This is a genomic window from Mesorhizobium sp. WSM3879, from assembly GCF_002294915.1.
In the GTDB taxonomy this organism is placed as follows: domain Bacteria; phylum Pseudomonadota; class Alphaproteobacteria; order Rhizobiales; family Rhizobiaceae; genus Mesorhizobium.
Genome location: NZ_NSFZ01000011.1, coordinates 62,803 through 88,524, shown reverse-complemented (window position 1 = coordinate 88,524; position 25,722 = coordinate 62,803). Strand labels below are relative to the sequence as shown.

Annotated in this window: 21 protein-coding genes and 1 other RNA gene; 2 read left to right on the top strand and 20 right to left on the bottom strand. The window is 64.1% G+C overall.

Going from position 1 to position 25,722, the window contains the following annotated elements; translation table 11 throughout:
• Positions 1–50 precede the first annotated feature (50 nt).
• From ftsA to mraZ, 15 genes are all read right to left on the bottom strand, one after another.
• Positions 51–1,358, bottom strand: coding sequence for a cell division protein FtsA (gene ftsA, locus CK218_RS22810; protein WP_066990759.1), 1,308 nt, complete (start codon positions 1,356–1,358; stop codon positions 51–53).
• Positions 1,355–2,296, bottom strand: a complete 942-nt coding sequence (locus CK218_RS22805; protein ID WP_095828963.1) for a cell division protein FtsQ/DivIB — start codon at positions 2,294–2,296, stop codon at positions 1,355–1,357. Before CK218_RS22805 ends, ftsA begins: the two co-directional genes overlap by 4 nt.
• Positions 2,284–3,210, bottom strand: coding sequence for a D-alanine--D-alanine ligase (locus CK218_RS22800; RefSeq protein ID WP_095828962.1), 927 nt, complete (start codon positions 3,208–3,210; stop codon positions 2,284–2,286). The genes CK218_RS22805 and CK218_RS22800 overlap by 13 nt, the downstream gene beginning before the upstream one ends.
• Positions 3,211–3,521: 311 nt before the next feature.
• Complete coding sequence (murB, locus tag CK218_RS22795; protein ID WP_095828961.1) at positions 3,522–4,487, bottom strand: UDP-N-acetylmuramate dehydrogenase; 966 nt, start codon at positions 4,485–4,487, stop codon at positions 3,522–3,524.
• Positions 4,484–5,890 carry a UDP-N-acetylmuramate--L-alanine ligase gene (murC, locus tag CK218_RS22790; RefSeq protein WP_095828960.1) on the bottom strand — a complete coding sequence of 469 codons (1,407 nt, stop codon included), beginning with the start codon at positions 5,888–5,890 and terminating at the stop codon, positions 4,484–4,486. The genes murB and murC overlap by 4 nt, the downstream gene beginning before the upstream one ends.
• A complete protein-coding gene (gene murG, locus CK218_RS22785) occupies positions 5,887–7,011 on the bottom strand; it encodes an undecaprenyldiphospho-muramoylpentapeptide beta-N-acetylglucosaminyltransferase (RefSeq protein ID WP_095828959.1) in 1,125 nt (374 codons plus the stop codon). Before murG ends, murC begins: the two co-directional genes overlap by 4 nt.
• Before the next feature lie 6 nt (positions 7,012–7,017).
• A complete protein-coding gene (gene ftsW / locus CK218_RS22780) occupies positions 7,018–8,169 on the bottom strand; it encodes a putative lipid II flippase FtsW (protein WP_067329044.1) in 1,152 nt (383 codons plus the stop codon).
• A complete protein-coding gene (gene murD, locus CK218_RS22775) occupies positions 8,169–9,569 on the bottom strand; it encodes a UDP-N-acetylmuramoyl-L-alanine--D-glutamate ligase (RefSeq protein WP_095783819.1) in 1,401 nt (466 codons plus the stop codon). The genes ftsW and murD overlap by 1 nt, the downstream gene beginning before the upstream one ends.
• 9 nt (positions 9,570–9,578) lie before the next feature.
• Positions 9,579–10,661, bottom strand: coding sequence for a phospho-N-acetylmuramoyl-pentapeptide-transferase (gene mraY / locus CK218_RS22770; RefSeq protein ID WP_066990736.1), 1,083 nt, complete (start codon positions 10,659–10,661; stop codon positions 9,579–9,581).
• 20 nt (positions 10,662–10,681) lie between these two features.
• A complete protein-coding gene (locus tag CK218_RS22765; protein ID WP_095828958.1) occupies positions 10,682–12,115 on the bottom strand; it encodes a UDP-N-acetylmuramoylalanyl-D-glutamyl-2,6-diaminopimelate--D-alanyl-D-alanine ligase in 1,434 nt (477 codons plus the stop codon).
• Entirely contained in the window at positions 12,112–13,566 is a 1,455-nt protein-coding gene (locus tag CK218_RS22760) for a UDP-N-acetylmuramoyl-L-alanyl-D-glutamate--2,6-diaminopimelate ligase (protein WP_095828957.1), read from the bottom strand. The genes CK218_RS22765 and CK218_RS22760 overlap by 4 nt, the downstream gene beginning before the upstream one ends.
• A 54-nt stretch (positions 13,567–13,620) precedes the next feature.
• A complete protein-coding gene (locus tag CK218_RS22755; RefSeq protein WP_066990727.1) occupies positions 13,621–15,345 on the bottom strand; it encodes a penicillin-binding protein 2 in 1,725 nt (574 codons plus the stop codon).
• Complete coding sequence (locus CK218_RS22750; RefSeq protein WP_066990723.1) at positions 15,342–15,737, bottom strand: hypothetical protein; 396 nt, start codon at positions 15,735–15,737, stop codon at positions 15,342–15,344. The genes CK218_RS22755 and CK218_RS22750 overlap by 4 nt, the downstream gene beginning before the upstream one ends.
• 4 nt (positions 15,738–15,741) lie before the next feature.
• Positions 15,742–16,758 (bottom strand): 16S rRNA (cytosine(1402)-N(4))-methyltransferase RsmH, encoded by a 1,017-nt coding sequence (gene rsmH / locus CK218_RS22745; protein ID WP_095779050.1) that lies wholly within the window; start codon positions 16,756–16,758, stop codon positions 15,742–15,744.
• Entirely contained in the window at positions 16,755–17,213 is a 459-nt protein-coding gene (mraZ, locus tag CK218_RS22740; RefSeq protein ID WP_095783823.1) for a division/cell wall cluster transcriptional repressor MraZ, read from the bottom strand. Before mraZ ends, rsmH begins: the two co-directional genes overlap by 4 nt.
• A 397-nt stretch (positions 17,214–17,610) precedes the next feature.
• On the opposite strand from mraZ, the gene CK218_RS22735 reads away from it, so the two are divergent.
• Complete coding sequence (locus tag CK218_RS22735) at positions 17,611–18,726, top strand: cystathionine gamma-lyase (RefSeq protein WP_095828956.1); 1,116 nt, start codon at positions 17,611–17,613, stop codon at positions 18,724–18,726.
• A gap of 24 nt (positions 18,727–18,750) precedes the next feature.
• Here the strand turns inward: CK218_RS22735 and rnpB are convergent.
• The 5 genes from rnpB to CK218_RS22710 all read right to left on the bottom strand — a co-directional run bounded on the left by rnpB (position 18,751) and on the right by CK218_RS22710 (position 21,922).
• Positions 18,751–19,151, bottom strand: an RNA gene (gene rnpB / locus CK218_RS22730) — RNase P RNA component class A.
• A gap of 58 nt (positions 19,152–19,209) precedes the next feature.
• Entirely contained in the window at positions 19,210–19,920 is a 711-nt protein-coding gene (locus CK218_RS22725; RefSeq protein ID WP_095828955.1) for a transglycosylase SLT domain-containing protein, read from the bottom strand.
• 185 nt (positions 19,921–20,105) lie between these two features.
• The gene (locus CK218_RS22720) at positions 20,106–20,873 is read right to left on the bottom strand and encodes an N-acetylmuramoyl-L-alanine amidase (RefSeq protein WP_095828954.1); all 768 of its coding nucleotides are present in this window, start codon (positions 20,871–20,873) and stop codon (positions 20,106–20,108) included.
• On the bottom strand, positions 20,870–21,589 hold the full coding sequence (locus CK218_RS22715; RefSeq protein ID WP_067329023.1) for a DnaJ family molecular chaperone: 720 nt from the start codon (positions 21,587–21,589) through the stop codon (positions 20,870–20,872). Before CK218_RS22715 ends, CK218_RS22720 begins: the two co-directional genes overlap by 4 nt.
• A gap of 132 nt (positions 21,590–21,721) precedes the next feature.
• Positions 21,722–21,922: a hypothetical protein gene (locus CK218_RS22710; RefSeq protein ID WP_082954075.1), complete on the bottom strand. Its 201-nt coding sequence runs from the start codon at positions 21,920–21,922 to the stop codon at positions 21,722–21,724.
• A gap of 173 nt (positions 21,923–22,095) precedes the next feature.
• Between CK218_RS22710 and CK218_RS22705 the strand changes: the two genes are divergently transcribed.
• The gene (locus tag CK218_RS22705; protein ID WP_095828953.1) at positions 22,096–25,719 is read left to right on the top strand and encodes a hydantoinase B/oxoprolinase family protein; all 3,624 of its coding nucleotides are present in this window, start codon (positions 22,096–22,098) and stop codon (positions 25,717–25,719) included.
• Positions 25,720–25,722: the final 3 nt, after the last annotated feature.

Sequence of the window (25,722 nt, the reverse complement as noted above, 5' to 3'; positions counted from 1 at the left end):
TTTCCCGCCGCCTCGCCGCTGCGGCCGCCTTTGGGGCTGTCCCCGTCAAATTAAAAACTGTCTCTCAACCACTGACTCATGCGATGCAGTTTTCCGCCCGTTCCGGTCATCCTGAAACCGGAAAGTCCTTTCGCCGAATGGCTCTCGAAGCTCGCCATTTGAGGATAGATCAGAAGCCCGACCGGGGTCGAAAACGCCGGCCCCTTGGCCGCTTCCGGCAGGCCTGCCACGCCGAGCGGCCGGCCGATGCGCACGTTGCGCCCAAGAATGCGGCGCGCCGCCTCCGGCAGGCCCGCCAGTTGGCTGGCGCCGCCGGTGAGGACGACCCGTTTGCCAACGGCGTTGCCGTAGCCCGATTTGTTCAGCCGGTCGCGCAAAAGCTCGAGCGTCTCGTCGATGCGCGCCCGGATGATCCGCGTCATCACCGAGCGCGGGATCTGTAGCGGCAGCTCGCCCTCCTCGCCGATCGGCTGGATGGAAACCAGGTCGCGGTCGTCCGCGCTGCCCGGCAGCGCAGAGCCATGCATTACCTTCAATCGCTCGGCGGCGTCGAGCGAAGTCGACAGCCCCTTGGCCATGTCGAGCGTCACATGATTGCCGCCGATAGCGATGGCGTCGCCATGCACGAACTTGCCTTCCGAGAACACCGAAATCGTGGTCGTGCCGCCGCCCATATCGATGCAGGCCGCGCCCATTTCGAGCTCGTCGTCGACCAAAGCCGCGAGACCGCTGGCATAGGGCGTCGCCACCATGCGCTCGACCGACAGATGCGAGCGGTTGATGCAAAGCTCGAGATTGCGCATCGGCGCAGCATCGCCGGTCAGCACATGCATATCGACGCCCAGCGTCTCCCCGACCATACCGCGGGGATCCCGCACGCCGCGCTCGGCATCGAGCGAGAAGCCGACGGGAAGCGAATGAACCACCTCTCGCTCGGCCCGCAGCGCCTGCTTGGCGCCGGCAGCGAGCACGCGCTTGATGTCGGCTTCCTCGACCTGATGGCCGCCGAGATTGATGGTTGCCGAAAAGGCCTCGCTCTTCAGCCGGCCGGCCGTCATGTTGACGATAAGGGAATCGACGGTGAGCCCCGCCATGCGCTCGGCGGCGTCGACGGCGAGACGGATGGCATGCTCGGCGCGGTCGAGATCGACCACGACGCCCGACTTAACTCCCTGCGACTTCTGATGGCCGATGCCGATCACCTGGATGCGATGCGAGCGTCCGCGCAACAGCTTGCCGTCCTCACGCGGCTTCAGCTTCGCCACCACGCAGCAGACCTTGCTCGAGCCGACATCGAGCACCGTCAGCGTGCCCGACCGGCGCGAAGAGGCATCACCGCCGCCGCCAAGCCAGCTCATATCTTCGTCTCCGGCTTGCGTTTCGTCAGGGTCTTCGGCTTGTCGCTGAGCGCGGCTTCGCGCTGCGTCGCCGCTTCCGGCGAGAGCTCGACGACCAGGCGATCGGACAACCGCATGTCGACGGCAGCGATGTCGCGCGTCAACAGTCCGTTATCATGGTCAAGCTTGACGAGCTCAGCGATCGCCTGATCCTCGCCGTCTTCCGGCAGCTTCACGGTGATGCCGTTCTCCAGCTTGAGATCCCAGCGCCGCTCGCCGACACGGATATAGCCTTTGACCCGCGCCGCCAGCTCGGGATAGCGCTTGATCCTCTCCAGGAAATCCGGCGCCTTGGCCGGCGCGCCCGTGCCGATGATCAGCGGCAGCAAAGCCTGCTTGCCGCCCGAGAACGGAGCGATCACCTCGCCCGACCGCTCGATGACCGAAAGCGAATTGCCCTGCTGCCAGAGCGCGAAGGGCTCACGCTCCTCGACACGGACCTCCAGCGTGTGAGGATAGATCTTGCGCACCGCCGCAACCTCGACCCAGGGCAACGTCGCGATGCGCTCGCGCGCAGCCTCGGCATCAAAGCCGATCAGCGACGTCCAGCCATCGAGGCCGAGGCGGTCCAGGATATCGATCTCGGAAGTCTGGCGATTGCCGACGACCTTGATCTGGTCGACGGCAAAACCGGTTCGGGCCGTCACGCCCTGCACGATGCTGTCGGCGTAGCCGCCGAGATAGGCCCCATAGGCTCCGGCGGAAGCCAACAAGGCAGCCGAGAGGATCGCAGCCGAGAAGCGCGGCGCCTCGTACTCGCCATCGCAGAGACGGGCAAGCAAACGCACCGGCCGCCGCAGCTGGCGCGGCAACACGAAATTGTCGAACGATAGCGGCACGCCGAACAGCGCGGGCCCAGTCCCGCGGCCCTTGCCCTGGCCCCACCTCAACGCAGACACGAAGCGTCCTCCACCATCCAACTCAACAATTCGCCGAACGAATGCCCCGCTTGCGCGGCGATTTCAGGCACCAGAGACGTCGGCGTCATGCCCGGCTGGGTGTTGATCTCGAGCCAGACAACCTCGCCGTTTTCGGAGTGACGGTCGTCGTAACGGAAGTCCGACCGGGAAACGCCCCGGCAACCGATAGCAAGATGAGCCTTGAGGGCCAGTGTCTGTATTTTTTGGTAAATATTCGGTGAAATTTTTGCAGGGGTTTCGTGTTTTGATCCACCCGGGACGTACTTTGAATCGTAGTCGTAGAAGGAATGACCGGTCGGGATGATTTCACAGACCCCAAGCGCCACGTCACCCATCACCGCGCAGGTCAACTCGCGCCCGCGGATGTAGCGCTCGACCATGACGATCTCGCCATACTTCCATTCGGACGAGCCGATGACTTGCGGCGGATGCGACTGCCCCTCATGCACGATGACGACGCCGAAGCTCGAGCCTTCATTGACCGGCTTCACCACGTAAGGCGGCTTCATCGGATGCTTGTTCTGGACGGAGAAGCGGTTGACCACCTTCGATTCCGCGACGGGAATGCCGGACGCCTTGGCGACCTTCTTGGCCTGCTCCTTGTTCATGGCCAGCGCCGAAGCGAGCACACCCGAATGGGTGTAGGGAATTCCGAGATATTCGAGAATTCCCTGGATGGTGCCGTCCTCGCCGAACGGGCCATGCAGGGCGTTGAAGGCGACATCGGGCTTGAGATCGGCAAGCACAGACCCGACATCGCGCGAAACATCGACGCGGGTGACCTGATAGCCTTCATTCTCGAGCGCATCCGCACATGCCTTCCCCGACGACAGAGACACGGGCCGCTCCGAGGAAAATCCCCCCAGGAGAACAGCCACATGCTTCTTCTTCATCCCGCCTTCCCCTTTCACGCCGGGCCTGCAACCAATATTTCCGCACGCAACATTTTCGCACATTGAGTCCGAGTCTTCCGGCAGGTTGCCCCCCCAGACGGAAAACGCGGGTAACGCGTCAAACGACTCAAATCAGGAAACGCTTTAGAGCAGAGAATCAGAGAGTTGATTCCCTGGCAAGTACCTATGATTCCGAGAGATTCACTTTCCGCGAAAACGGGCGAGAAAAGTGTGTTGTTGAGTCTTTGCGGTAACGCTTGACGGCGTCGCCGACGACGCAAGTTCAAGCACTACTTGAACATCGCAGCGAGCTAAAGAAGCTGGCCCAGGAACTCCTGCACCGCGTGACCCGGCCGGAAGTTGCCCAGCCGCTTGATCTCCCAATGCAGGCGGATGCCCGAATTTTCCAGCACCCGCGCGCGCACCGTCTCGCCGAGATATTCGAGATCGTAGCCGGTCGCCGTGCCGGTGTTGATCATGAAGTTGCAGTGCATGGGAGACATCTGCGCGCCGCCGATCATCAGCCCGCGGCAGCCGGCCTTGTCGATCTCTCTCCACGCCGACGAGCCTTCCGGGTTCTTGAAGGTCGAACCGCCGGTCTTCTCGCGGATCGGCTGCACCGTCTCGCGATGGTTCTGCACGGCATCCATCGCCGCCTTAATCGCAACCTTGTCTTGCAGGATGCCCTCGAAGATGGCGGAGGTAAAGATCAACCCGCCAGGCGCCGACGAATGGCGGTAGGCATAGCCCATATCCGCATTGCTCAGCGTATGGACATTGCCTGCGCGATCGAGCGCCTGCACCTCGACCACGCGCTCGCGCGTCTCGACGCCATTGGCGCCAGCGTTCATCCTCAGCGCCCCGCCGACAGCGCCCGGAATGCCGTGATAGAAATGGAACCCGCCGATGCCGGCTTCATAAGCCACGGCGGCCAGACGCTTGTCCGGCGTTGCCGCGCCAGCCTTAATGGTGGTCGATCCGGTGACTTCGGCCTCGCCGAAGCCCTTGGCGGAGAGCCTCACCACAAAACCGGGGATGCCGCCGTCGCGCACCAGAAGGTTTGAGCCGACGCCGACGACCGTAATCGGGATTTCCTCCGGCACCGCGCGCAGGAAGGCCGCGAGGTCCTCCTCGTCGGCCGGCTGGAACAGCGCTTCCGCCAGCCCACCGGCACGGAACCAGGTGATCTTGTCCATCTCGGCATTGGGCGTGACGCGGCCGCGCAGGCCGGCAAGCTTGTCGCCGAGCTTGTCGATCAGGTCCTGGCCGCGCATCATGAGGTGCCCCCACCGAGTTCCTTGGGCAGCGCATAGGCCCATTGCGTGATGTTGCCGGCGCCAAGGAAGATGACGAAGTCGCCGGGCTTGGCAAGTTCGCGGACGGCCGGCGCGACCGCCGTCGGGCCTTCGATATAGCGCGCGTCGCGATGGCCGCCGGCACGGATGCGCGACACCAGCGCGTCCGAGGTCACGCCCTCGATCGGTTCCTCGCCGGCCGCGTAAACGGGCGCCACCATGACCGTGTCGGCATCGTTGAAGCAGACGGAAAACTCATTGAACAGGTCGTGCAGCCGGGTGAAGCGGTGCGGTTGCGCGATCGCGATGACGCGGCCCTTTGTGGCCCCGCGCGCGGCCTTGAGCACCGCCGCGATCTCCACCGGGTGGTGGCCGTAATCGTCGAAGACCTCGACGCCGTTCCAGGAACCGGTGTGCGTGAAACGCCGCTTGACGCCGGCGAAGGATGACAGGCCTTTCTTGATGGCTTCGGCGGACAGACCGAGCTCGTGCGCGACCGCGATCGCCGCCGTCGCGTTGGAGACATTATGGCGGCCGGGCATGGGCAGTCGCAGACCTGTGATCGTCGTCGTGCCCCGTCCCTTGCGGTCGCGGATCACCACGTCGAACTCGGATGTAGCTCCGTCCATGCGATGATTGGCGAAGCGCACGTCGGCCTGGGCATTCTCGCCATAGGTGATGACGCGCCGATCCTCGATGCTGCCGACCAGCGCCTGCACCTCCGGATGGTCGGTGCACATCACGCCGAAACCGTAGAACGGAACGTTCTCGACGAACTGGCGGAAGGCCTCGCGCACCTTGTCGAAGCTGCCATAGTGGTCGAGATGCTCGGGGTCGATGTTGGTGACGACGGCGATGTCGGCCGGCAGCTTGAGGAAGGTACCGTCGCTCTCGTCGGCCTCGACCACCATCCACTCGCCGTCACCCATGCGGGCATTGGTACCATACGCGTTGATGATCCCGCCATTGATGACGGTCGGATCGAGCCCGCCGGCTTCGAGCAGCGTCGCGACCATGGAGGTGGTCGTCGTCTTGCCATGCGTGCCGCCGATGGCGACCGCCTGGCGGAAGCGCATCAGCTCGGCCAGCATCTCGGCGCGGCGCACGACCGGCAGCAGTTTCTCGCGCGCCGCCTTGAGCTCGGGGTTGGATTTCTTGATGGCGGTCGACACCACGACCACCTCGGCCTCGCCGATGTTCTCGGCCTTGTGGCCGACGAAGCATTCGATGCCCCTGTCGCGCAGCCGCTGCACATTGGCGCCGTCCGCCTGGTCGGAGCCCTGCACCTTGTAGCCGAGATTGTGCAGCACCTCCGCAATGCCGCTCATGCCGATTCCGCCGATGCCGATGAAATGCACGAGGCCGATCGTCTGCGGCATCTTCATGCGCGCGTCCTCCTGTAGTCGGAAACCGTTTTGCCGGACGCAATAGCCTCTGTGAGATCGCCGAGCAACCGCGCCGCGTCGGGTTTTCCGGCCGAGCGGGCAGCCGCGGCCATTGCGGTCAGCCGGCCGGGATCCTCCATCAGCCCGCCGACCAACGCGGCGATCCGCTCGGCCGAGAGCGTCGATTGCTGATGGACCTCGGCCCCACCGGCGGAGGCAAGTGCCGCGGCATTCGCCGCCTGGTCGTGATCGAGCGCATGCGGGTAAGGCACCAGCAGCGCCGGGCGTCCGATGACCGCGATCTCCGATAAGGTCGAGGCACCGGACCGCGACATCACCAGATGTGCGGCCGCCATGCGCGCCGCCATATCGGTGAAGAAGGGCGAGACCTGCGCGTCGACGCCGAGATCGGCATAGGCGGTCTTCACTCGCGCCACGTCTTCCGCGCGCGCCTGCTGGGTGATCGCCAGCCGCTTGCGCTGCGCTTCGGGCAAAAGCGCTATCGCCGCCGGCACAGCATCGGAAAAGAACTGCGCACCCTGGCTGCCGCCGAAGACCAGGAAGCGGAACGGCTCGCTGGCATCCGACGCGACATAAGGCGATTTCGCCGCTTCAAGTATCTGCGGCCTCACAGGATTGCCCGTGGTCACCGTCTTAGCGCCGGCCGCGCTTTCCCCCTCCGGCAGGAAACCGCCGGCAATCGCATCGACCCGGCTCGACAGCGCCTTGTTGGCACGGCCCATGACGGCGTTCTGCTCATGGATCAGCGTCGGCACCTTGCGCCGTGTCGCCGCATAGAGCGGCGGCAATGTCGGATAGCCGCCGAAGCCGACGACGACGTCGGGCTTGATCCTGGCGATGACACGCCCCGCTTGCCGCACGCCTTGCCAGATCGCCCAGAAGGCGGCGAGCACGGCGAAGGGATTCTTCGAGCCCAAAGTCGCCGAGCGGATGGAGTGGATCGCGGCGGCGGGAAAGTGGCCGGAGTAGCGCTCCGCGCGGCGGTCGGTGGCAAGATGCACCTCCCAGCCCCGCTCGATCAGCTCATGCGCAAGCGCCTCGGCTGGGAACAGATGTCCGCCCGTTCCGCCGGCCGCCAGCAGGATGACACCCCTCGACATCCCGCCTCATTCCGCCGGCATGGCGCGCTGCGAGAAGGCGTAGCCAATCTGCTTGCGCTTTTCGGGATGCCTGCGCGTCAGCGCCAGCACCATGCCCATCGAGACGGCAATCGCGATCTGCGAGGAGCCGCCATAGGAAATGAAGGGCAGCGTCATGCCCTTGGCCGGCATCAACTGTAGGTTCACGCACATGTTGATGGCCGACTGCAGGCCGAAAATGGTGACGAGCCCGCCGACGGCGTAACGGGTGAAGTCGTCATGCTCCTTGAGCGCGATGCTCAATCCTCGCAGCACGATGAAGGCGAAAATCGACATGATGAAGAAGCACATGATCAGCCCGAACTCCTCGCCCGCGACCGAAAACACGAAGTCGGCGTGGCTGTCGGGGATGACCCGCTTCACCGTGCCCTCGCCTGGGCCGACGCCGAACCAGCCGCCATTGATCAGCGCCTCGCGGCCCATGTCGACCTGGAAAGTGTCGCCTTCGCCGGTGAGGAACTTGTCGATGCGGGCGGCCACATGCGGAAACACCGTATAGGCCGCGAACACGCCGCCGACGCCGGCAGCCCCAAGCGCGACGATCCAGAACCACGGCAGGCCGGCCATGAAGAACATCACGCCCCAGGTGCCCAGCACCAGCATGGTCTGGCCGAGATCCGGCTGCGCGATCAGCAGCGAGATCACCAAGGCCAGCAGCAGCATGGCGAACAGATTGCCGGGAATGTCGGGCTGGCGCTTGTGCTCGGCAAACAGCCAGGCGCAAATGATGACAAAGGCCGGCTTCAGGAACTCGGACGGCTGGATCGAGAGCCCGGCCAGCGATACCCAGCGCCGCGCGCCCTTCACCTCGACGCCGATATAGAGAACCGCCACCATCAGCACCAGCATGATGCAGATCATCGCCAGCGACATGCGCCTTATTTGTCGCGCTTCCAGGAAGGAAACCGCGAGCATCACGACGAGCGCCGGGATGGTGAAGATGATCTGTCTTGTGGCGAAGTGGAAGCTGTCGAGACCGATGCGCTCGGCGACCGCCGGGCTTGCGGCGAAGGACAAGACGATGCCGAGCCCCATCAGCGACAGAAATGCCGCCAGGAACCAGCGATCGATCGTCCACCACCAGGTTGCGACCGGACTTTTGTCGAGACGGCTTTGCATCAACGTGGCCCTCCGATGGGTTTCACCCCATCAATAGCAGTCGCAGCTTGCCTGAAGGCTTCGCCGCGAACCTCGAAATTCTTGAACTGGTCGAAACTGGCGCAGGCCGGCGAAAGCAGGACGACGGCCTCGCCGCCGGTGTCGCCCGCGGCGTCATGGGCGGCGTGCTCGACCGCGGCCGCCAGCGTTCCGGAAATTTCGTAAGGCACCGCCTCGCCGAGCGTGGCGGCGAAAGCGGGAGCGGCCTCGCCGATCAGATAGGCCTTGGCGATGCGTGGGAAGAAACCGCGCAGCGGCTCTATCCCGCCTTCCTTGGGCAGGCCGCCTGCGATCCAATAGATGCGGTTGAAGCTCGACAGCGCGGGAGCCGCCGCATCGGCATTGGTCGCCTTGGAATCGTTGACGAACAGCACATGATCCTTGCGGCCCACCTGCTCCATGCGGTGCGCCAGCCCCGGGAAGCTTTCCAGCCCCGCCTGGATCTCGCCGAGTTCCAGCCCGACCCTGAGGCAGGCGGCCACGGCGGCGAGCGCGTTCTGCGCATTATGCTGGCCGCGCAGCGAGCCGATGCCTTCCAGGAATGCGATGCGGCTGTAGCGACCGTGCACGGCTTCCATCAGATTCGTGCCGTCAGCGAAATAGCCGTCGGTCAGCGGCAGGCGCTTGGAAATGCGGATCACTTGCCGGCCTGCCCGCTCCAGCCGGTCGGCGATCTGGGCGCACCAGGAATCGTCGACGCCGATGATCGCGGTGTCGCTGCCGGCGACCAGCCTTTCCTTGATCGAGGCGTAATGGGCCATGGTGCCGTGGCGGTCGAGATGGTCGGGCGTCAGATTGAGCAGGATGCCGGCGGTCGGATTGATCGAGGGCGCGAGATCGATCTGGTAGGAAGAGCACTCCACCACATAGTGCCGTTCGGCCTCGGGCGGATCGAGCGTCATGATGGCGCGGCCGATATTGCCGCCCATCTGGGTGTCGCGTCCGGCCGACTTCAAGATATGCGCCGTCAGCGCCGTGGTCGTCGACTTGCCGTTGGTGCCGGTGATCGCGACGAAGGGTGCGGCCGGCGCGCGCTGGATGCGCTCGCGGCAGAACAGCTCGATGTCGCCGATCACCTCGACGCCGGCGCCGCGCGCCAGTTCCACCGTCCAGTGCGGCTTCGGATGCGTGAGCGGCACCCCGGGCGACAGGACGAAGGCCGCAAAGCGCGACCAGTCGGCGCCGCGCAGGTCGCCGGTCGCGATCCCGGCGGCTGCCGCCTTGGCGACGCTGTCCGGATTGTCGTCCCAGGCGAGGATCTCGGCGCCGCCGGCGATCAGCGCATGCGCGGTCGCAATCCCCGATCCGCCGAGCCCGAAGAGCGAAACGCGTTTGCCTGCAAAGGAAGCGGCGGCGATCAAGCGGGCATCCTATCTGAGCTTGAGGGTGGAGAGGCCGACCAGCGCCAGGATGACGGCGATGATCCAGAAGCGGATCACCACCTGGCTCTCGGTCCAGCCGAGCTTTTCGAAATGGTGATGGATCGGTGCCATCAGGAAGACGCGCTTGCCGGTCATCTTGAAGTAGCCGACCTGAATGATGACCGACAGGATCTCCACCACGAACAGGCCGCCGACAATGACCAGCACGATCTCGTGCTTGGTGGCGACAGCGATGGTGCCGATCAGGCCGCCCATGGCAAGCGAGCCGGTGTCGCCCATGAAGATCGCGGCCGGCGGCGCGTTGAACCACAGGAAGCCGAGGCCGGCGCCGATGACGGCGCCCAGCACGACCGCCAGTTCGCCGGTGCCCGGAACGAAATGGATCTGCAGATACTCGGCGAACACCGCGTTGCCGGAAAGATAGGCGATGACGCCGAACGATGCCGCAGCGATCATGATCGGCACGATCGCCAGCCCGTCCAGACCGTCGGTCAGGTTCACCGCATTGCCGGCGCCGACGATCACGAAGCAGGAGAACGGCACGAAGAACCAGCCGAGATTGATCAGGAATTCCTTGGCGAACGGGAAGGTCAGCGACGACGAGAACGGCGCCTGGCCATTGTGCATGATCACCCAGGCCGCGATGCCGGCGACAACGAATTCGATCGCCAGCCGCGCCTTGCCGGAGAAGCCCAGATGCGACTGTTTCGTCACCTTGAGATAGTCGTCGTAGAAACCGATCGAGCCGAAGCCGACGGTGACCAAAAGCACCACCCAGACATAGATGCTGGAGAGGTTTGCCCACAGAAGCGAGGAGCCGATGATGCCGGACAGGATCATCAGCCCGCCCATCGTCGGCGTTCCGGCCTTCTTGAAATGTGTCTGCGGTCCGTCGGCGCGGATCGGCTGCCCCTTGCCCTGGCGAAGCCGCAGCGAATTGATGATGGTCGGTCCGAATATGAAGACGATCAGCGCCGAAGTGATCAGCGCACCGCCGGTGCGAAAGGTGATGTAGCGGAAGACATTAAAGGCCGAGATCTTGTCCGCGAAATCAACGAGTAAAGTGAGCATCGGTCCCCCGGATCCCGACCTCAGGTCGGTTCAATGGTTGCGGCTTCCGCCGGAAATTTGCCGAGCAATGCCTCGACCAGCTTTGAAAAGCCGATGCCTTTCGACGACTTGACCATCACCACGTCGCCCGGCCTGATCGCCGACATGACGACGGGCTTCAGCTCTTCGGCTCCTGGCCGGTACTCGGTTTCGACATCCGAAGGCAAAACCTCGGCCAGTGCCCGCATCTCCGGGCCGCCGAGAAAGACGTTGCGCGTTTCTGTGCCGACAATAAGTTCGGCAAGGGCCGCGTGGAGCTTCGCCGAATGGCTGCCGAGTTCCAGCATGTCGCCAAGCACGGCGATGCGCCTGCCCTCGCCCGATACCGGCGTGGCGTTGAGCAGCGCCATGGCTGCCGCCATCGACGCCGGATTGGCATTGTAGCTCTCGTCGATCAGCGTGATCGGACCGTTCGGATGGCGCAAAATGTGGCGCCGGCCGCGCCCGCGCTCGGCCGAAAGATCGGCGAGCGCCGCCGCGACCTTGTCGAGATCGGCGTCGACCAGCTGCGCGGCGCCAAGCACCGCCAGCACATTCTGCACGATGTGGCGGCCGGGCGCCCCCACACGGGCCGTCACGTCCCTCTTGCCGATCTTGACCGCGATATCGGAGTGATCGGCATAAAGGTCGCAGCCAATAAGACGAAAGGCCGAGCGGGCGTTCTCGCCGAAGCCGAAGACATGCTCGACACCTGCATCCTTGGCCACTTTCCCGAGCAGCTTCCAACGCGGATCGTCGCGATTGAGCAGCGCGGCGCCGCCGGCCTCTATGCCCTCGAAAATCTCGGCCTTGGCCATGGCGATCTCGTCGAGATTCTTGAAGAAGCCGAGATGGGCGGCCGCGATCAGCGTGACGATCGCGACATGCGGCCTCACCATCTTGACCAGCGGCCTTATCTCGCCCGGATGATTCATGCCGATCTCGAAGATCGCGTAGTCGCAGTCTGCGGGCATGCGCGCCAAGGTAAGTGGCACGCCCCAGTGATTGTTAAACGACTGCGCCGAGGCGTGCACCTTGCCCACCGCCGACAGCACATGGCGCAGCGCTTCCTTTGTGGTCGTCTTGCCCGCAGAGCCGGTCACCGCGATGATCTTGGCCCGTGAGCGAGCGCGCGCCGCAATGCCGAGCTTTTCCAGCGCCGCAAGCACATCCTGCACGACGATCATCGGCGCCGTCAGCCGGCCGAGCGACGGCAGCTTGCCCTCGGCGACGACCAGCACGGCAGCGCCCGCCTTCACTGCGGCGGTCGCGAAATCGTGGCCGTCCATCGTCTCGCCCTTGATGGCGAAGAAGGCGTTGCCCGGTTCGAGGCTGCGGCTGTCGATCGAAATGCCGGTGATGCCTTCCGGCAGCGAGCCGATCGGCCTGCCGCCCATGGCCTCGACAAGCGCTTGCGACGTCCACAGCAAGCTCATGCGGCGCGCTCCTGGAGCGCCTCGCGCACTTCCTCGTGATCGGAAAAGTGGAAGGTTTCGGTGCCGATCGTCTGGCCTTCCTCATGCCCCTTGCCGGCAACGATCAGCGTATCGCCGGCATGGAGCATGGCGACGGCCTCGTGGATCGCTTTGCGGCGGTCGCCGATCTCGATGGCGCCGGGCGCCGCGGCAAGGATTGCCGCGCGGATGGTTTCGGGGATTTCCGTGCGCGGATTATCGTCGGTGACGATGACGACATCGGCGAGCCGGGTCGCGATCTCGCCCATGATCGGCCGCTTGCCGCGATCGCGGTCGCCGCCGCAGCCGAAGACGACAACGACCCGGCCCGTGGTGAACGGACGAACCGAGGTCAGGACATTTTCCAACGCGTCGGGCTTGTGCGCGTAGTCGACATAGACCGGAGCGCCGGCGGCCGTCGTGCCCACAAGGTCGAGGCGGCCCGGCGCACCTTTGAGTTTCTCCAGTGCGGCCAATGCCTTATCAACGGATGTTCCAGTCGAGATGGCGAGGCCGGCCGAAACCAGGGCGTTGGCGATCTGGAAATCACCTGCCAACGGCAGGTCGATCTCGTGAAGCACACCATCGGCCTCCACCTCGGCACGCTGGCGCCGCCGCTCATGCTCGACGCGCTTCAGCGTCAGGAATTCGCCGTGGCGGCCGACGGTCAGAACATTGAGGCCCGCTGCCCGCGCGGCATGAACCGTCGGCTGCGACCAGGGATCGTCGGCGAAGATCACGGCCGGCGCCCCCTTCGGCAGCAGCGTGTCGAACAGACGCAGCTTGGCACGATGATAATCCTCGACCGTCGGATGGTAATCCATGTGGTCGCGGCCGAGATTGGTAAAGCCGCCGGCGGCCAGTTTGACGCCGTCGAGCCGACGCTGGTCGAGACCATGGCTGGAAGCCTCCATCGAGGCGTGCGTCACCCCTGCCTCCGCCAGTTCCTTGAGCAACTCGTGCAGCGCGACCGGATCGGGCGTAGTCAATGAGCCATATTCGTTGCGGCCCGGCGCCACCACGCCGGTCGTGCCGATCGAAGCGGCGGCAGAACCTGCCTGCTCCCAGATCTGGCGGGTGAACGCGGCAACCGATGTCTTGCCGCTGGTCCCGGTTACGGCGACCATCGTCCGAGGCTGCTTGCCGAAGAAGCGCGCCGCGCTCAGCGCCAATGCCAGACGGGGATCATCGACGGCAAGAACCGGGATCGACAGACCGGAGATTGTATTGCCTTTGGCCGCCACGATTGCGGCAGCGCCGCGGCCGGCGGCATCGGCGGCATAGGTCGAGCCATCAGCCTTGCTGCCGGCGAGCGCGAAAAAAACGACGCCCGGTCTTACCTGGCGGGAATCGGAGGAGAGACCGGTAACCTCCAGATCGGGGGAAGCTGTTCCCTCGACAGGCAGGATACCGGCTAGATTTTTCAGATACATTGAGTCCCGTTCACCGCAACAAAATAGCGCGCAGTTGCCGGCGCGCCCCAAGAATCACTGATAGGAAACCAGCGTTGCACCATTTTCATGGCTGAAATCTGGCTTCACGCCAAGCATCGAAGCCGCACGCCTGATGATGTTGCCTGCCATGATGCCGGCATTCGAGGCGGCGGTGGCGCCCATGCCGGGCTTTTCCGGCTTCGGCTCATCGGCGATGGTCAGCACGATATATTGCGGATCGTCCATCGGAAAGGCGGCGACGAAGGCGTTGAAATTCTTCTCTTTCGAATAACGGCCGTTGACGACCTTTTCCGCCGTGCCCGTCTTGCCGCCGACGCGGTAACCCGGAACCCTGGCGCTCTTGCCCGAGCCTTTCTCGGCGTTGAGTGCGTAGAGATAGCGCATCCCTTCCACGGTCGTGTCCTTGACCACCCTTTTGGCCACCTCCATCGCCTGCTCGGCCGTGCGCGGCAGAAAAGTCGGCTCGATCAAATAGCCACTCATCAATGCGGCGCAGCCGACGGCAGTCTGCAGGGGCGTTGTCGAGACGCCATGGCCGAAGGCGATGGTGATCGAATTGACCTGCTTCCATACTTTCGGTTCGGTCGGGCGCGCCACTTCCGGCAACTCCGTCTGCATCTTTTCGAGCACGCCTAGCCGATGCAGGAACTCGCGATGCCCTTCGATGCCGACAGCCTCGGCTTCTTTGGCCGAGCCGATGTTGGACGAATAGATGAACACTTCGGGCACCGAAAGCACACGGCCTTTGCTGTGGAAGTCATGGATGGTCTGGCGGCCGATCCTGATCGGGCGCGACGCATCGAAGCGACTCTCCAGCGTCACCTTGCCGGAATCGAGCGCCATGCCGGTGGTGAAGCTCTTGAAGGTCGAGCCCATCTCGTAGAGCCCTGCCGACATACGGTTCAGCCGGTCCTTTTCCTGAGCATTGTAGGGATTGTTGGGGTCAAAATCCGGCACCGAGGCCATGGCCAGGACTTCGCCGGTCTTGATATTGAGGACCACCGCGCCGGCCGCGATCGCGTGGAACCGCTCCATGCCGGTCGCCACCTCGTCGCGCACCACATGCTGGACGCGCAGGTCTATCGACAGCTTCACCGGCTTCAGATCCCTGGCCACCGCCAGTCCTGACGCCTGCAGATCGGTCAGGCCCTGGTCATCGATGTACTTCTCCATACCGGAGATGCCCTGATTGTCGATGTTGGTGAGCCCGACAATGTAGGATGACGTTTCGCCGCTCGGATAGAAGCGGCGCTTTTCGGTGCGGAAACCGAGACCCGGGATGCCAAGCGCCATGATGTCGGCCTGCTGCTTCGGCGTCAGCTGCCGCTGCAGCCAGACGAAGCCGGCGCCGCTCTTCAGCTTGTGATAAGTCTGCTCGTAGTCAATCTCGGGAAGCACGGTCGAGAGCTTCTCGATCGCCTCGTCGGCGTCGACGATACGGCGCGGCTCGGCGAACAGCGACGCCGTCTTGATGTCGGTCGCCAGCACCTCGCCGTTGCGGTCGACGATGTCCGGCCGCGATGCAGTGACGCGGCTCTGCGGACCACCCGAATTGTCCGGATTCTGCAGGCCGAGATAGACCAGTCGGCCGGCAATCGTCGAATAGATGGTGAAGAACACCGCCATCGTCATGACGATGCGGGTCTTGGCCTTGCCGCCGGTTGCCTTGCGGGCGGCGTCGACGACGATCGAGCCGTCCTCAGCTGCCTTGCTTCGGCGCTTCAGCAGGTTGCCGATCCCTGGAAGCCTGCTGATCATTGCACGGTGCTCCCGGTCACCACCGGATCCTTGCCGTCCGACGGCCCTTTGCCCGAATTGTCGGCCATGCCGCCAAGCGGCTGCGACGACAGGTCCTCGATATTGAGCGGCTTCATCGGCACGTCGTCGAGCCCGCCGATTTGGTGGGCGTTGAGCGGCTCGAGCCCGAGCTGCGACTTGTAGATTTCGGCAAGCTTCTGCAGCCGCGCCGGCTGGGTGAGCAGGCTCCAGTCCGCCTTGAGAAGATCGATTGTGTCTTCCTCGTAGCGGATCTGCGCCTGCAGCTTCTGCACCGCCGCCAGCTGGTCCTCGGCCTCGCGCTTGGTCTTGTAGGTCAATGCCGCCGCCGAGACCATGACGGCGATCAGGACTATATCGCTGGTGCGAAACACGTGCTTACCTCTCCCCCGGCCGCTCGACGGCGGGAAGCTTTGGAAGGCCGAAAATCGAAAAGTCGCCGGCGCGCGCAGGCGCGCCGGTGCGGATTGCCGCGCGCAGCCTCGCCGAGCGCGCCCGCGGATTGCCGGCGATCTCGGCCTCTCCCGGCGTCACCCCGCCGCCGGATTTGCGGAAGGTCGCCAGCCGCGCCGGCGCGTCCGGCATATGACGCGATCCGCTGGCCGCATCGGCGCGATCGGCGATGAAGCGCTTGACGATGCGATCCTCCAGCGAATGAAAGGTCACGACGGCGAGCCTGCCGCCCGGCTTCAGCACCCGCTCGGCGGCGAACAGCGCGCTCGCCAACTCGCCGAGCTCGTCATTGACGAAGATGCGCAGCGCCTGAAAGACGCGGGTGGCGGGATGGATCTTGTCCTTCGGCGCGCGGCCGACATGGGTGGCGATGGCGTCGGCAAGATCGAGCGTGCGCTCGAAGGGCCGCTTCTCGCGCCGGGCCTCGATCATGCGGGCGATGCGGCCGGCATGCCGCTCTTCGCCGAGAAAGCCGAAGATGCGGGCAAGGTCGCCCGCCTTGAAGGTGTTCACGACGTCGGCGGCGCTCAGGCCAGCCTGCGCCATGCGCATGTCGAGCGGTCCGTCGGCGCGAAAGGAAAAGCCGCGCCCGGCCTGGTCGAGCTGCATCGACGAGACGCCGATGTCGAGCACGACGCCGTCGGCGCTTTCGACATGCTTGTCCAGGGTCGAGAACGGCTCCTGAACGAGCTTCAGCCTGCCGCCGGCCTGCTGTTCCAGAGCCTTGCCCGCGGCGATCGCATCCGGATCACGGTCGATGGCCACGACCGAGGCGCCGCGCTCGAGGATGGCGGTGGTGTATCCGCCGGCGCCGAACGTGCCGTCGACGATCGTCTCGCCCGCCTTGGGTTCAAGCGCCTCCAGCACTTCGGCAAGGAGGACCGGAATGTGACGGACCAGTCCGCCAACGGCGTGAGGATCATCGCCGTGGCCAGTCATCATTCCGGTCGCTCCCCGGGCTTCGTCCCCTGCCGAAGCTGCAAAAGCCTGGCTCGAGCCTGCGCCCCATAGGCGGCAAGCCGGCCCGGCTCCCAGATCTGGAAGAAATTGCCGCGGCCGACAAAGGCCACCTCGTTCGAGATGCCCGTGTGCTCGCGGATGAAATCGGTCATCGTAATGCGGCCGTCCTGGTCGAGTTTCAGGAACGTCCCGTCGCCATGGCAGAAGAAGGACATATCGTCCGCCGTCTGCAGGAAGGGATCTTCCAGCGCGATCCGCTGCTCGTAGCGGTCGAGCAGATCGAGCCCGCCGACGTCCATCGCCGGAAGGTCGAGGCAGCGTAGCGCATAGAGTTCCGCATAGCCACGTTTCTGCACGACCGAACGGAAATGCGCCGGAACGGATACCCGCCCCTTCGCATCGATCCTGTTCACTGCGTTTGACAGAAATCGGTCCACTACGCCTTACAGCCGCTGTCGCCGCCGCACCCCTGCCCATGTTTTTCTCCGCGCCGCCGCCGCGCATCGCCTCGCGACAAATCGCTTCATTCACCAAGGCGAAAACCGGCAAACGCGCAGCCGCCGCGACTGCCCGATTGGCGTACGCTTCACCCTGACGCGGAACGAAAGCTTGATGAGAATGGGATATCATGGGGTAATATGGGCGTCAACGGGAAGAGGCATCACAAACACGCATGCCACAACCTGAAAGCGCAGGCTTGCGGCACGTCTCGTCTTTATCGTCCATTAAGCCTAACGAAGCGTTTAGAAGGCTCTGGCCCAAAAGGACGCGGCTTGCCGCGAAGGCCCGGCACGCCTAGCGTTCGGACGTCAGTTCAGTGAAGGAATGCGCCCAATGTCCGAAACCGCGAAGTCACGCGCCGCGACACTTGCCCATCTGCGCAGCGGCGATTTCGCCAAGGGCGATCCCATCCCTTTGCCACTGACCATGGCCTCGATCTTTCATTCGCCGGGGGACGCGACGGGCTTCGATCAATACGGCCGCTTCAGCAATCCGACATGGCACGCGGTCGAGCATGCGCTTGGTCATCTCGAAGATGCGCAGTGCATCGCCTTTCCGTCGGGCATGGCGGCGATTTCGGCAACGTTCTTTGCGCTGGTCAAATCTGGCGACCGCATCCTCTTGCCCTCGGACGGCTACCACACGACGCGAGCTCTGGCGGAGCGTTTCCTGAAACCGCTCGGCATCGCCTATGACGTGAGGCCGACATCGAGCATGCTCGACGGCGGCTTCGCCGGCTACCGGCTGGTCTTCGTCGAAACCCCCTCGAACCCAAGGCTGGATATCTGCGACATCGCCGCCGTCGCCAAGACCGCCCACGAACAAGGTGCGCTCCTCATCGTCGACAACACGACGATGACGCCCTTCGGCCAGCGCCCGCTCGACCTTGGCGCCGACATCGTGGTCTCGGCCGACACCAAGGCGATCAACGGTCACTCGGATGTGCTGTTCGGCCATGTCGCCAGCCGCGATCCGGATATTATCGCCAAGGTCAGGGACTGGCGAGAAACCGCCGGCGGCATTCCCGGGCCGTTCGAGGCCTGGCTCGTGCATCGCGGCTTTGAAACACTTGAGGTGCGGTACGATCGCATGTGCTCCTCGGCGGAAACGATCGCCCGCCGGCTCAAGGGGCATCGCGCCGTGAGCGGCTTGCGCTTTCCAGGCCTTGAGGGCGACCCCTCGCACAATCTGGCGCGTGCCCAGATGGAGCGCTTCGGCTTTCTCATCTCGTTCGAACTGGCTTCGGAAGAGAAGGCCGAGGATTTCATCAACAACTGCGCGCTGATTGAATCGGCGACCTCGTTTGGTGGCGTCCATACATCGGCCGAGCGGCGATCGAAGCGCGGCGATGCCGTGCCGCCCGGCTTCGTGCGGCTGGCCGTCGGCTGCGAGCCGGTGGAAGAGCTCTGGCAGGCGATCGAGGCGTCTTTGGACCGGCTTGGCGGCTGAGCGGCTCGGAGCGCTGTGGAGGAAAATGCCAGCTGGCCTGTAAGCCGGGTTCTGTATGGCCCCCACGCCTTGCGGCGCGGGAACGTGGCGGCCATTCATCTTGGGCGCATGTCGCCATGCGCCTCACGCAACCTACCCGGGCGGTGGGCCGGAAACAGCCCTCGAAGGTTTCCCTTCGCACCGCCCCTATTCGGTCTTGCTCCCGGTGGGGTTTGCCGTGCCGCTTCTGTTGCCAGTCGCGCGGTGGGCTCTTACCCCACCCTTTCACCCTTGCCGCGGCAAATGCCGCGGCGGTTTGCTTTCTGTGGCACTTTCCCTGGGGTCTCCCCCGCCGGCCGTTAGCCGGCACCGTGTCTCCATGGAGCCCGGACTTTCCTCACCCGCAGCCTTTCGGCTCTTGCGGGCGCGGCCGCCCGGCCAGCTGGCAAGGGCGTATAAAGGGATTCGCGCCTGAAAACGCAACAAAAAAGACAACTGTCCCGCTTAGACAGGCGAACCGAGCGCCGCCATCTGCACCTTCACCTTGCTGCAATAGGCGGCCGAAATCGGATTCATCCGCGTCGCCCCATGGCCGGCATTGTATTTGAGGATTGTGCCGCAGGTGGTGCCGCCGCCTAGCCCCTGCGCCATGGCGAGGTACTTCATGCCGTATTTGATGTTGGTGTCGGGATCGAACAGTCCCTTGACCGAACCGGTATAGCCCATCATCCGGGCCGTCGCCGGCTTGATCTGCATCAGGCCGATCTCGCCGGCGCCGCCGACCATGTTGGGCCGGAAGTTGCTCTCGATCGTGATGACGGCCTTGGCCAGCGACACCGGCACGCCGTAGCTTGCCGCATAGCGGGCGATGATCGCCGAATATTGGCCGTCGCCAGTTGCCGAAGAAGACAAGGCGGGCTTTTCAGGACGGATGGAAGCTGTCGCGGTCAGGTCGATGGTTTGCCTGCTGCGCTTTGCGTAGCGTTTGACTCTTGATTTCGCGGACCGCGCTGCGGCGGCTTTCTGCACCTTCGCCGGGGTAGCTCTCTTGGCCGTCGAAGTCTTGGCGCTTGGCGCAGCCTTGGGCTTTGAAGGGGTCGCAGCAAACCCATTGTCCGCCGCCCGGAGGCTCAGGGGGGCGCTGTTCGCTGGGCTGAAGGCAAAAGTCATCACTCCGGCAGCAACGGCTGCCGCTACAACGGTCAATCTTTGCATGTATTCCTGTTCTGTTAGAACCGCGCGAAGAATTTCACGCGGCGGGGCCAATCCAACACCGGAGCATCTTGGAGGGATAGATGCCCGACAACTTGCGGGAGATGCGTTTGGAGACCGAATTGGCGCCAATAAAGGCGAGGCAATTCACTTTGTATGACAAATTGTAATTTAGACAGCTTGGCCGGCTATTTGGAAGAGGCTGCCTTTACCGCAGCCAACAGCCTTTGGAGCGTGCTGATCGTCGAACCGTCCGCCACGCCGTCGACGAGCCGCCGTCGAAAATGCCGCTGAAATGCCGCCACCACGATTTCCGTCTGGCGGTCGAAGACACCCGATATCTCGGCGCTGTAGCCGTAAAGCGCCAGCATCGATTGCAGGGCTTCCACGTCAGCACCTGCGTCGCCCGCCCTCAGCGCCGCGCCCGTCCTGATCGGAGCCGCGGGAACCAGATGGCCGACACCGGCGGCAAAGAGCGCCTTCCAGGGAAACTTCTCGCCCGGGTCGACCTTACGTCCCGGCGCCACATCGGAATGCGCAAGCACCCTTTGCGGTGGAATGGAATGCCGGCCCGCGATCCCCGCGCATAAATCGATCACGGCCTTGACCTGCCGCTTCGGGAAGGTTTTGTAGCCCAGCGAATGCCCGGGGTTGACGATCTCGATGCCGACCGAGCAGGAGTTGATGTCGGTGCACCCGAACCATGAACTCTTGCCGGCATGCCAGGCGCGGTCGCTTTCGCGCACCATTTGCACGATGCGGCCGTCCTCATGCACAAGATAGTGCGAGGATACCTCGCTTGCCGGATCGCACAGCCAGGCCTCGGCCCCGGGCCCCGTCGGCATGCCGGTATAGTGCAGCACGATCATGTCGGGCCTGACCGTCTCGCGTCGCGGACCGAAATTCGGCGATAGCCTGACCTCGGCACCCGGCTGGTCGGGCAAGAAACCGCTCATACGTGCCTGAGGCCCCGTTCGATCATCTCATAGGCGGCATTGATCGCGGCGACCCTTGTCGTGGCGATCTTGATGAATTCCTGCGGCAGGCCGCGCGCGATCAGCCGGTCGGGATGGTTGTCGGAGATCAGCTTGCGATAACGCTTCCTGACCTCCTCGAATGGCTTCCCGCGTTCGACGCCCAGAACCACATAGGGATCGGCGGCGCCGAGATTGACGTGGCGCGCCAGGATCGCCTGGTAATGCGCCTCATCGATCTGAAAAATCTCGGCGATGCGATGCAGGAATTGCCCTTCCCTCTCGTGAACCAGGCCATCCGCCTTGGCGATGTGGAACAGCCCGTCGAGTATGTCTTCCAGCATCTTGCAATTCGCATGACCGGAACCGCAAAGCTGCGACATGCGCTGGGCGTAGATTTCAAACCCGGCAACATCGCGCTTGGCGAGGTCATAGAGGCGCGCCACATTGCGCGTTTCGCTCGGCGGCACCTCAAAGATTTCCTGGAAGGCGCGCACCTCGTCCTGGGTGACGATGCCGTCGGCCTTCGCCATCTTGGCCGAAAGCGCGATCATCGCCACCGAGAAGGCCACGCGCCGGCGTAGATCCGGGTCGCCCGAGTACATGGTCCGCACGGCCTCGACGACATCGCCGACGCCCGAGGACGCCGACGACGAAACACGAGCGATGAAGTCGCCGAGGCGGTCCCAAATCGACATGCGGCTTCTTAGTGCGAACCGGGCACCGCTATCAAGCCGGGACGATGCCGCAGGGCGAACGACTTTGGGGACAGTCCCGCCAAAAGGAAGGCCGGCACAGGGCCGGCCTTCCTGATTTCAGTGGATGAACTTCTACTGCGCGGGCGCAGCAGGAGGTGTTGCCGGAGCCGGTTCAGCAGGCTTCGAAGGGTCAGGGGTGGCCGGCTTCATTGGCTGTTCGTTGGCCGGCGGGTTGGTGCTCTGCGTGGTGGTGTTGTCGGTGCTGCTGTCGCTGCAAGCCGCGACCCCCAGCAGGGCGAGCGCCGAAACAGACGCCAGAATAAGCTTCTTCATGGTATCTCTCCTTCAGCAAACGCTCACGTTTCGGTGAACGTCGCAGAAGAAATGCAGAAATCAGACCTGGGTTTCGTAACGTTGCGTTTCCATGTGTAACACCAGGCGCATGGTTGCCGGGGCCAAAACGGCGAACTAACAGAACGGGTTGTCGCAGATAACGGATAAGCAGCATGCAGGACGCCGCAGCCAACAAATGGGATTTCTGGATCGACCGGGGCGGGACCTTCACCGACATCATCGGCCGCGATCCGCAAGGCCGACTGCATCCCCGCAAGCTTTTGTCGGAGAACCCTGAGGCCTATGCCGATGCCGCTATCCAGGGCATCCGCGAACTGCTTGGACTGAAAACCGGCGCCGCCATTCCCGCGGAGCGGATCGGCGATATAAAAATGGGCACCACTGTCGCTACCAACGCGCTGCTGGAGCGCAAGGGCGACCGCGTGCTGCTGCTCATCACCAGGGGTTTTCGCGACGCGCTGCGCATCGCCTATCAGGCGCGGCCGGATATTTTCGCCAAGGAGATCATCCTACCCGAACAGCTCTATGAGCGGGTGGTAGAGATCGACGAGCGCGTGCGCGCGGACGGGTCCGTCGAGCGCCTGCTCGACATCGCCGCCTGCCGCCCGGCGATCGAGCAGGCCAAGGCCGACGGCATCGACGCGGTAGCCATTGTCTTCATGCACGCCTGGAAATATCCCGACCATGAAAAGGCAGTCGCGAAAGTCTGCCGCAAGATCGGCTTCAGCCAGATATCGGTCAGCCACGAGGTCTCGCCGCTGATCAAGCTGGTCGGTCGTGGCGACACCACGGTGGTCGACGCCTATCTGTCGCCGATCCTGTCACGCTACGTGCAAAGGGTAGCGGGAGAATTGGGCGCCGGCCCGCGGCTGATGTTCATGATGTCATCGGGCGGGTTGACCGCCGCCGACATGTTCCAGGGCAAGGATGCGCTGCTTTCCGGCCCGGCCGGCGGCGTCGTCGGCATGGTCGAGACGGCGAAGCTCGCCGGCTTCGACAAGGTCGTCGGCTTCGACATGGGCGGCACCTCGACCGACGTCGCCCATTATGACGGCGAATACGAGCGCGCCTTCGACACTGAAGTCGCCGGCGTTCGCATCCGCGCGCCGATGATGCGTATTCATACGGTCGCGGCCGGCGGTGGCTCGATCCTGCATTACGAGGCCGGTCGCTTCCGCGTCGGCCCGGACTCCGCCGGCGCCAATCCCGGCCCGGCCGCTTATCGACGCGGCGGCCCGCTCGCCGTCACCGACGCCAATGTCATGCTCGGCAAGCTGCAGCCCGACGTCTTCCCGGCGATCTTCGGCCCCGGTCAAGACCAGCCGCTCGACGTCGCCGCCGTGCGCGAAAAATTCGCGGCTTTAGCCGCCGAGATCGGCGATGGACGCTCGCCCGAAGCGGTGGCCGAGGGTTTCGTCACCATCGCCGTCGAGAACATGGCCAACGCCATCAAGAAGATTTCGGTGCAGCGCGGTTACGATGTCACCGAATATCTCCTGAACTGTTTCGGTGGCGCCGGCGGCCAGCATGCCTGCCTTGTCGCCGATGCGCTCGGCATGGAAGCGGTGCTCATCCACCACTTCTCCGGCTTGCTTTCGGCTTACGGCATCGGGCTGTCGACGGTTTTCGCCTCGCGCCAGCAGGCGTTACTGAAGCCGCTCGCCGAAGAATCCCGCTCCTCGATCGAGGACCTGATTGCGACCTTGCACCAGGGCGTCATCGCCGAGCTTGCAGTGCAAGGCATTGCGCAAGACGCCATCGCCTCAAAGCCGGTCCTGCAGATCCGTTATGACGGCACCGACACGGCTTTGCCGGTCAACTTCGAGCACGGCTCGATTTTTCGCGCCAGGAGCGATTTCGAGGCCGCGCACAAGGCGCAATTCGGCTTCGTCTACGAAGACAAGCCGATGATCGTCGAGGCAGTCGGCGTCGAAGGCAGCGATGTCGGGACCGCCGGCCGCGACGAAAGTGAATCAGGGCTCGAAGACCAGGTGGCAAGCCCCTGGCAGTCCCGGCAATTCTTCGCCGACGGAGCCTGGCGCGATGCCGGCATCTTCCGGCGCGAGGATTTGAAGCCCGGTCACAAGGTGGCAGGCCCCGCGCTCGTCATCGAGCCGAACCAGACCATCGTCGTCGAGCCGGGCTGGCAGGCCGAGATCACGGCCAGGAACCACGTGCTGCTGCGGCGTATAGAGAAAAAGGCGCGGCAGGCGGCGCTCGGCACCGAAGCCGATCCGGTGATGCTCGAGATCTTCAACAACCTTTTCATGTCGATCGCCGAGCAGATGGGCGTCACGCTGCAGAACACCGCCTATTCCGTCAACATCAAGGAGCGGCTCGATTTTTCCTGCGCCGTGTTCGACCGCCATGGCGCGCTGGTCGCCAACGCGCCGCACATGCCGGTGCATCTGGGGTCCATGGACCGCTCGGTCGAAACCGTCATCCGCCTGAATTCGGGCGATATCCATCCCGGCGACGTTTTTGCTCTCAACGCGCCCTACAATGGCGGCACGCATCTGCCCGACATCACCGTGGTGACGCCGGTGTTCGACGACGCACGCAAGGAAATCCTCTTCTGGGCGGCCTCGCGCGGCCACCATGCCGATGTCGGCGGCACGGCGCCCGGCTCGATGACGCCTTTGGCCACCACCGTCGACGAGGAAGGCGTGCTGTTCGACAATTTCCGCATCGTCGATCGCGGCTGCTTCCGCGAGGAGGAGCTCGAGGCGCTCCTCACCGACCATCCCTATCCTGCCCGCAATCCCGCCCAAAACATCGCCGACCTCAAGGCGCAGATCGCCGCCAACGAAAAGGGCGTGGCGGAGTTGCGCAAGATGGTCGCGCATTTTGGCCTCGCTGTCGTCGAGGCCTATATGGGCCATGTTCAGGACAATGCCGCCGAGAGCGTGCGCCGCGTGCTGGAAAGGCTGCCCGACAGTTCCGACTACGAGTATGCCACCGACACCGGCCAGGTGATCAAAGTGAAGATCACCGTCGATCGGCAAAGGCGCGACGCGACGGTCGATTTCACCGGCACCTCGAAGGTCATGAAGAACAATTTCAATGCGCCGGAGCCGGTGGCGCGGGCCGCCGTGCTCTATGCCTTCCGCGTCATGGTCGAGGACATGATCCCGATGAACGCCGGATGTCTCAGGCCGATCAACATCGTCATCCCCGACGGCTGCATGCTGAAGCCGTCCTACCCTGCCGCCGTCGTCGCCGGCAATGTCGAGACCTCGCAGCATGTCACCAACGCGCTGTTCGGCGCCATGGGCGCGATGGCCAACGCGCAAGGCACAATGAACAATCTCACCTTCGGCAACCGGCAATACCAGTATTATGAGACGATCTGCTCCGGCTCGCCGGCCGGCCAAATGAATTCGGGCCGCGGCTTTGCCGGTACCTCCGGCGTCCACACGCATATGACCAATTCGCGGCTTACCGATCCCGAAGTCCTGGAACTGCGCTTCCCGGTCGTGCTGGAAGACTTCCACATCCGGGATGGTTCCGGCGGCAAAGGCAAATGGAACGCCGGCAGCGGCACCAAACGCACGATCCGCTTCCTCGAAAAAATGGAATGCGCCATCCTCTCCTCGCACCGCAATCGCCCGCCGCAGGGTCTGAACGGCGGCGGCGACGGGGAGGCCGGCTCGACCAAGGTCAGACGCAACGACGGCTCGATCGAGGTGCTGAAGGCCTGCGACCAGACCACGCTCGACGCCGGCGAGGCCGTCATCGTCGTCACGCCGAGGCCCGGCGGATTCGGCAAGGCCTAAGCT

What these genes read in the sequence shown, in the direction of transcription:
- ftsA (WP_066990759.1), bottom strand. Translation starts at nt 1,358, where the DNA reads ATGAGCTGGCTTGGCGGCGGCGGTGATGCCTCTTCGCGCCGGTCGGGC.
- CK218_RS22800 (WP_095828962.1), bottom strand. Translation starts at nt 3,210, where the DNA reads ATGAAGAAGAAGCATGTGGCTGTTCTCCTGGGGGGATTTTCCTCGGAG.
- murB (WP_095828961.1), bottom strand. Translation starts at nt 4,487, where the DNA reads ATGATGCGCGGCCAGGACCTGATCGACAAGCTCGGCGACAAGCTTGCC.
- murC (WP_095828960.1), bottom strand. Translation starts at nt 5,890, where the DNA reads ATGAAGATGCCGCAGACGATCGGCCTCGTGCATTTCATCGGCATCGGC.
- murG (WP_095828959.1), bottom strand. Translation starts at nt 7,011, where the DNA reads ATGTCGAGGGGTGTCATCCTGCTGGCGGCCGGCGGAACGGGCGGACAT.
- ftsW (WP_067329044.1), bottom strand. Translation starts at nt 8,169, where the DNA reads ATGCAAAGCCGTCTCGACAAAAGTCCGGTCGCAACCTGGTGGTGGACG.
- mraY (WP_066990736.1), bottom strand. Translation starts at nt 10,661, where the DNA reads ATGCTCACTTTACTCGTTGATTTCGCGGACAAGATCTCGGCCTTTAAT.
- CK218_RS22765 (WP_095828958.1), bottom strand. Translation starts at nt 12,115, where the DNA reads ATGAGCTTGCTGTGGACGTCGCAAGCGCTTGTCGAGGCCATGGGCGGC.
- CK218_RS22760 (WP_095828957.1), bottom strand. Translation starts at nt 13,566, where the DNA reads ATGTATCTGAAAAATCTAGCCGGTATCCTGCCTGTCGAGGGAACAGCT.
- CK218_RS22755 (WP_066990727.1), bottom strand. Translation starts at nt 15,345, where the DNA reads ATGATCAGCAGGCTTCCAGGGATCGGCAACCTGCTGAAGCGCCGAAGC.
- rsmH (WP_095779050.1), bottom strand. Translation starts at nt 16,758, where the DNA reads ATGATGACTGGCCACGGCGATGATCCTCACGCCGTTGGCGGACTGGTC.
- CK218_RS22735 (WP_095828956.1), top strand. Translation starts at nt 17,611, where the DNA reads ATGTCCGAAACCGCGAAGTCACGCGCCGCGACACTTGCCCATCTGCGC.
- CK218_RS22725 (WP_095828955.1), bottom strand. Translation starts at nt 19,920, where the DNA reads ATGCAAAGATTGACCGTTGTAGCGGCAGCCGTTGCTGCCGGAGTGATG.
- CK218_RS22720 (WP_095828954.1), bottom strand. Translation starts at nt 20,873, where the DNA reads ATGAGCGGTTTCTTGCCCGACCAGCCGGGTGCCGAGGTCAGGCTATCG.
- CK218_RS22715 (WP_067329023.1), bottom strand. Translation starts at nt 21,589, where the DNA reads ATGTCGATTTGGGACCGCCTCGGCGACTTCATCGCTCGTGTTTCGTCG.
- CK218_RS22710 (WP_082954075.1), bottom strand. Translation starts at nt 21,922, where the DNA reads ATGAAGAAGCTTATTCTGGCGTCTGTTTCGGCGCTCGCCCTGCTGGGG.
- CK218_RS22705 (WP_095828953.1), top strand. Translation starts at nt 22,096, where the DNA reads ATGCAGGACGCCGCAGCCAACAAATGGGATTTCTGGATCGACCGGGGC.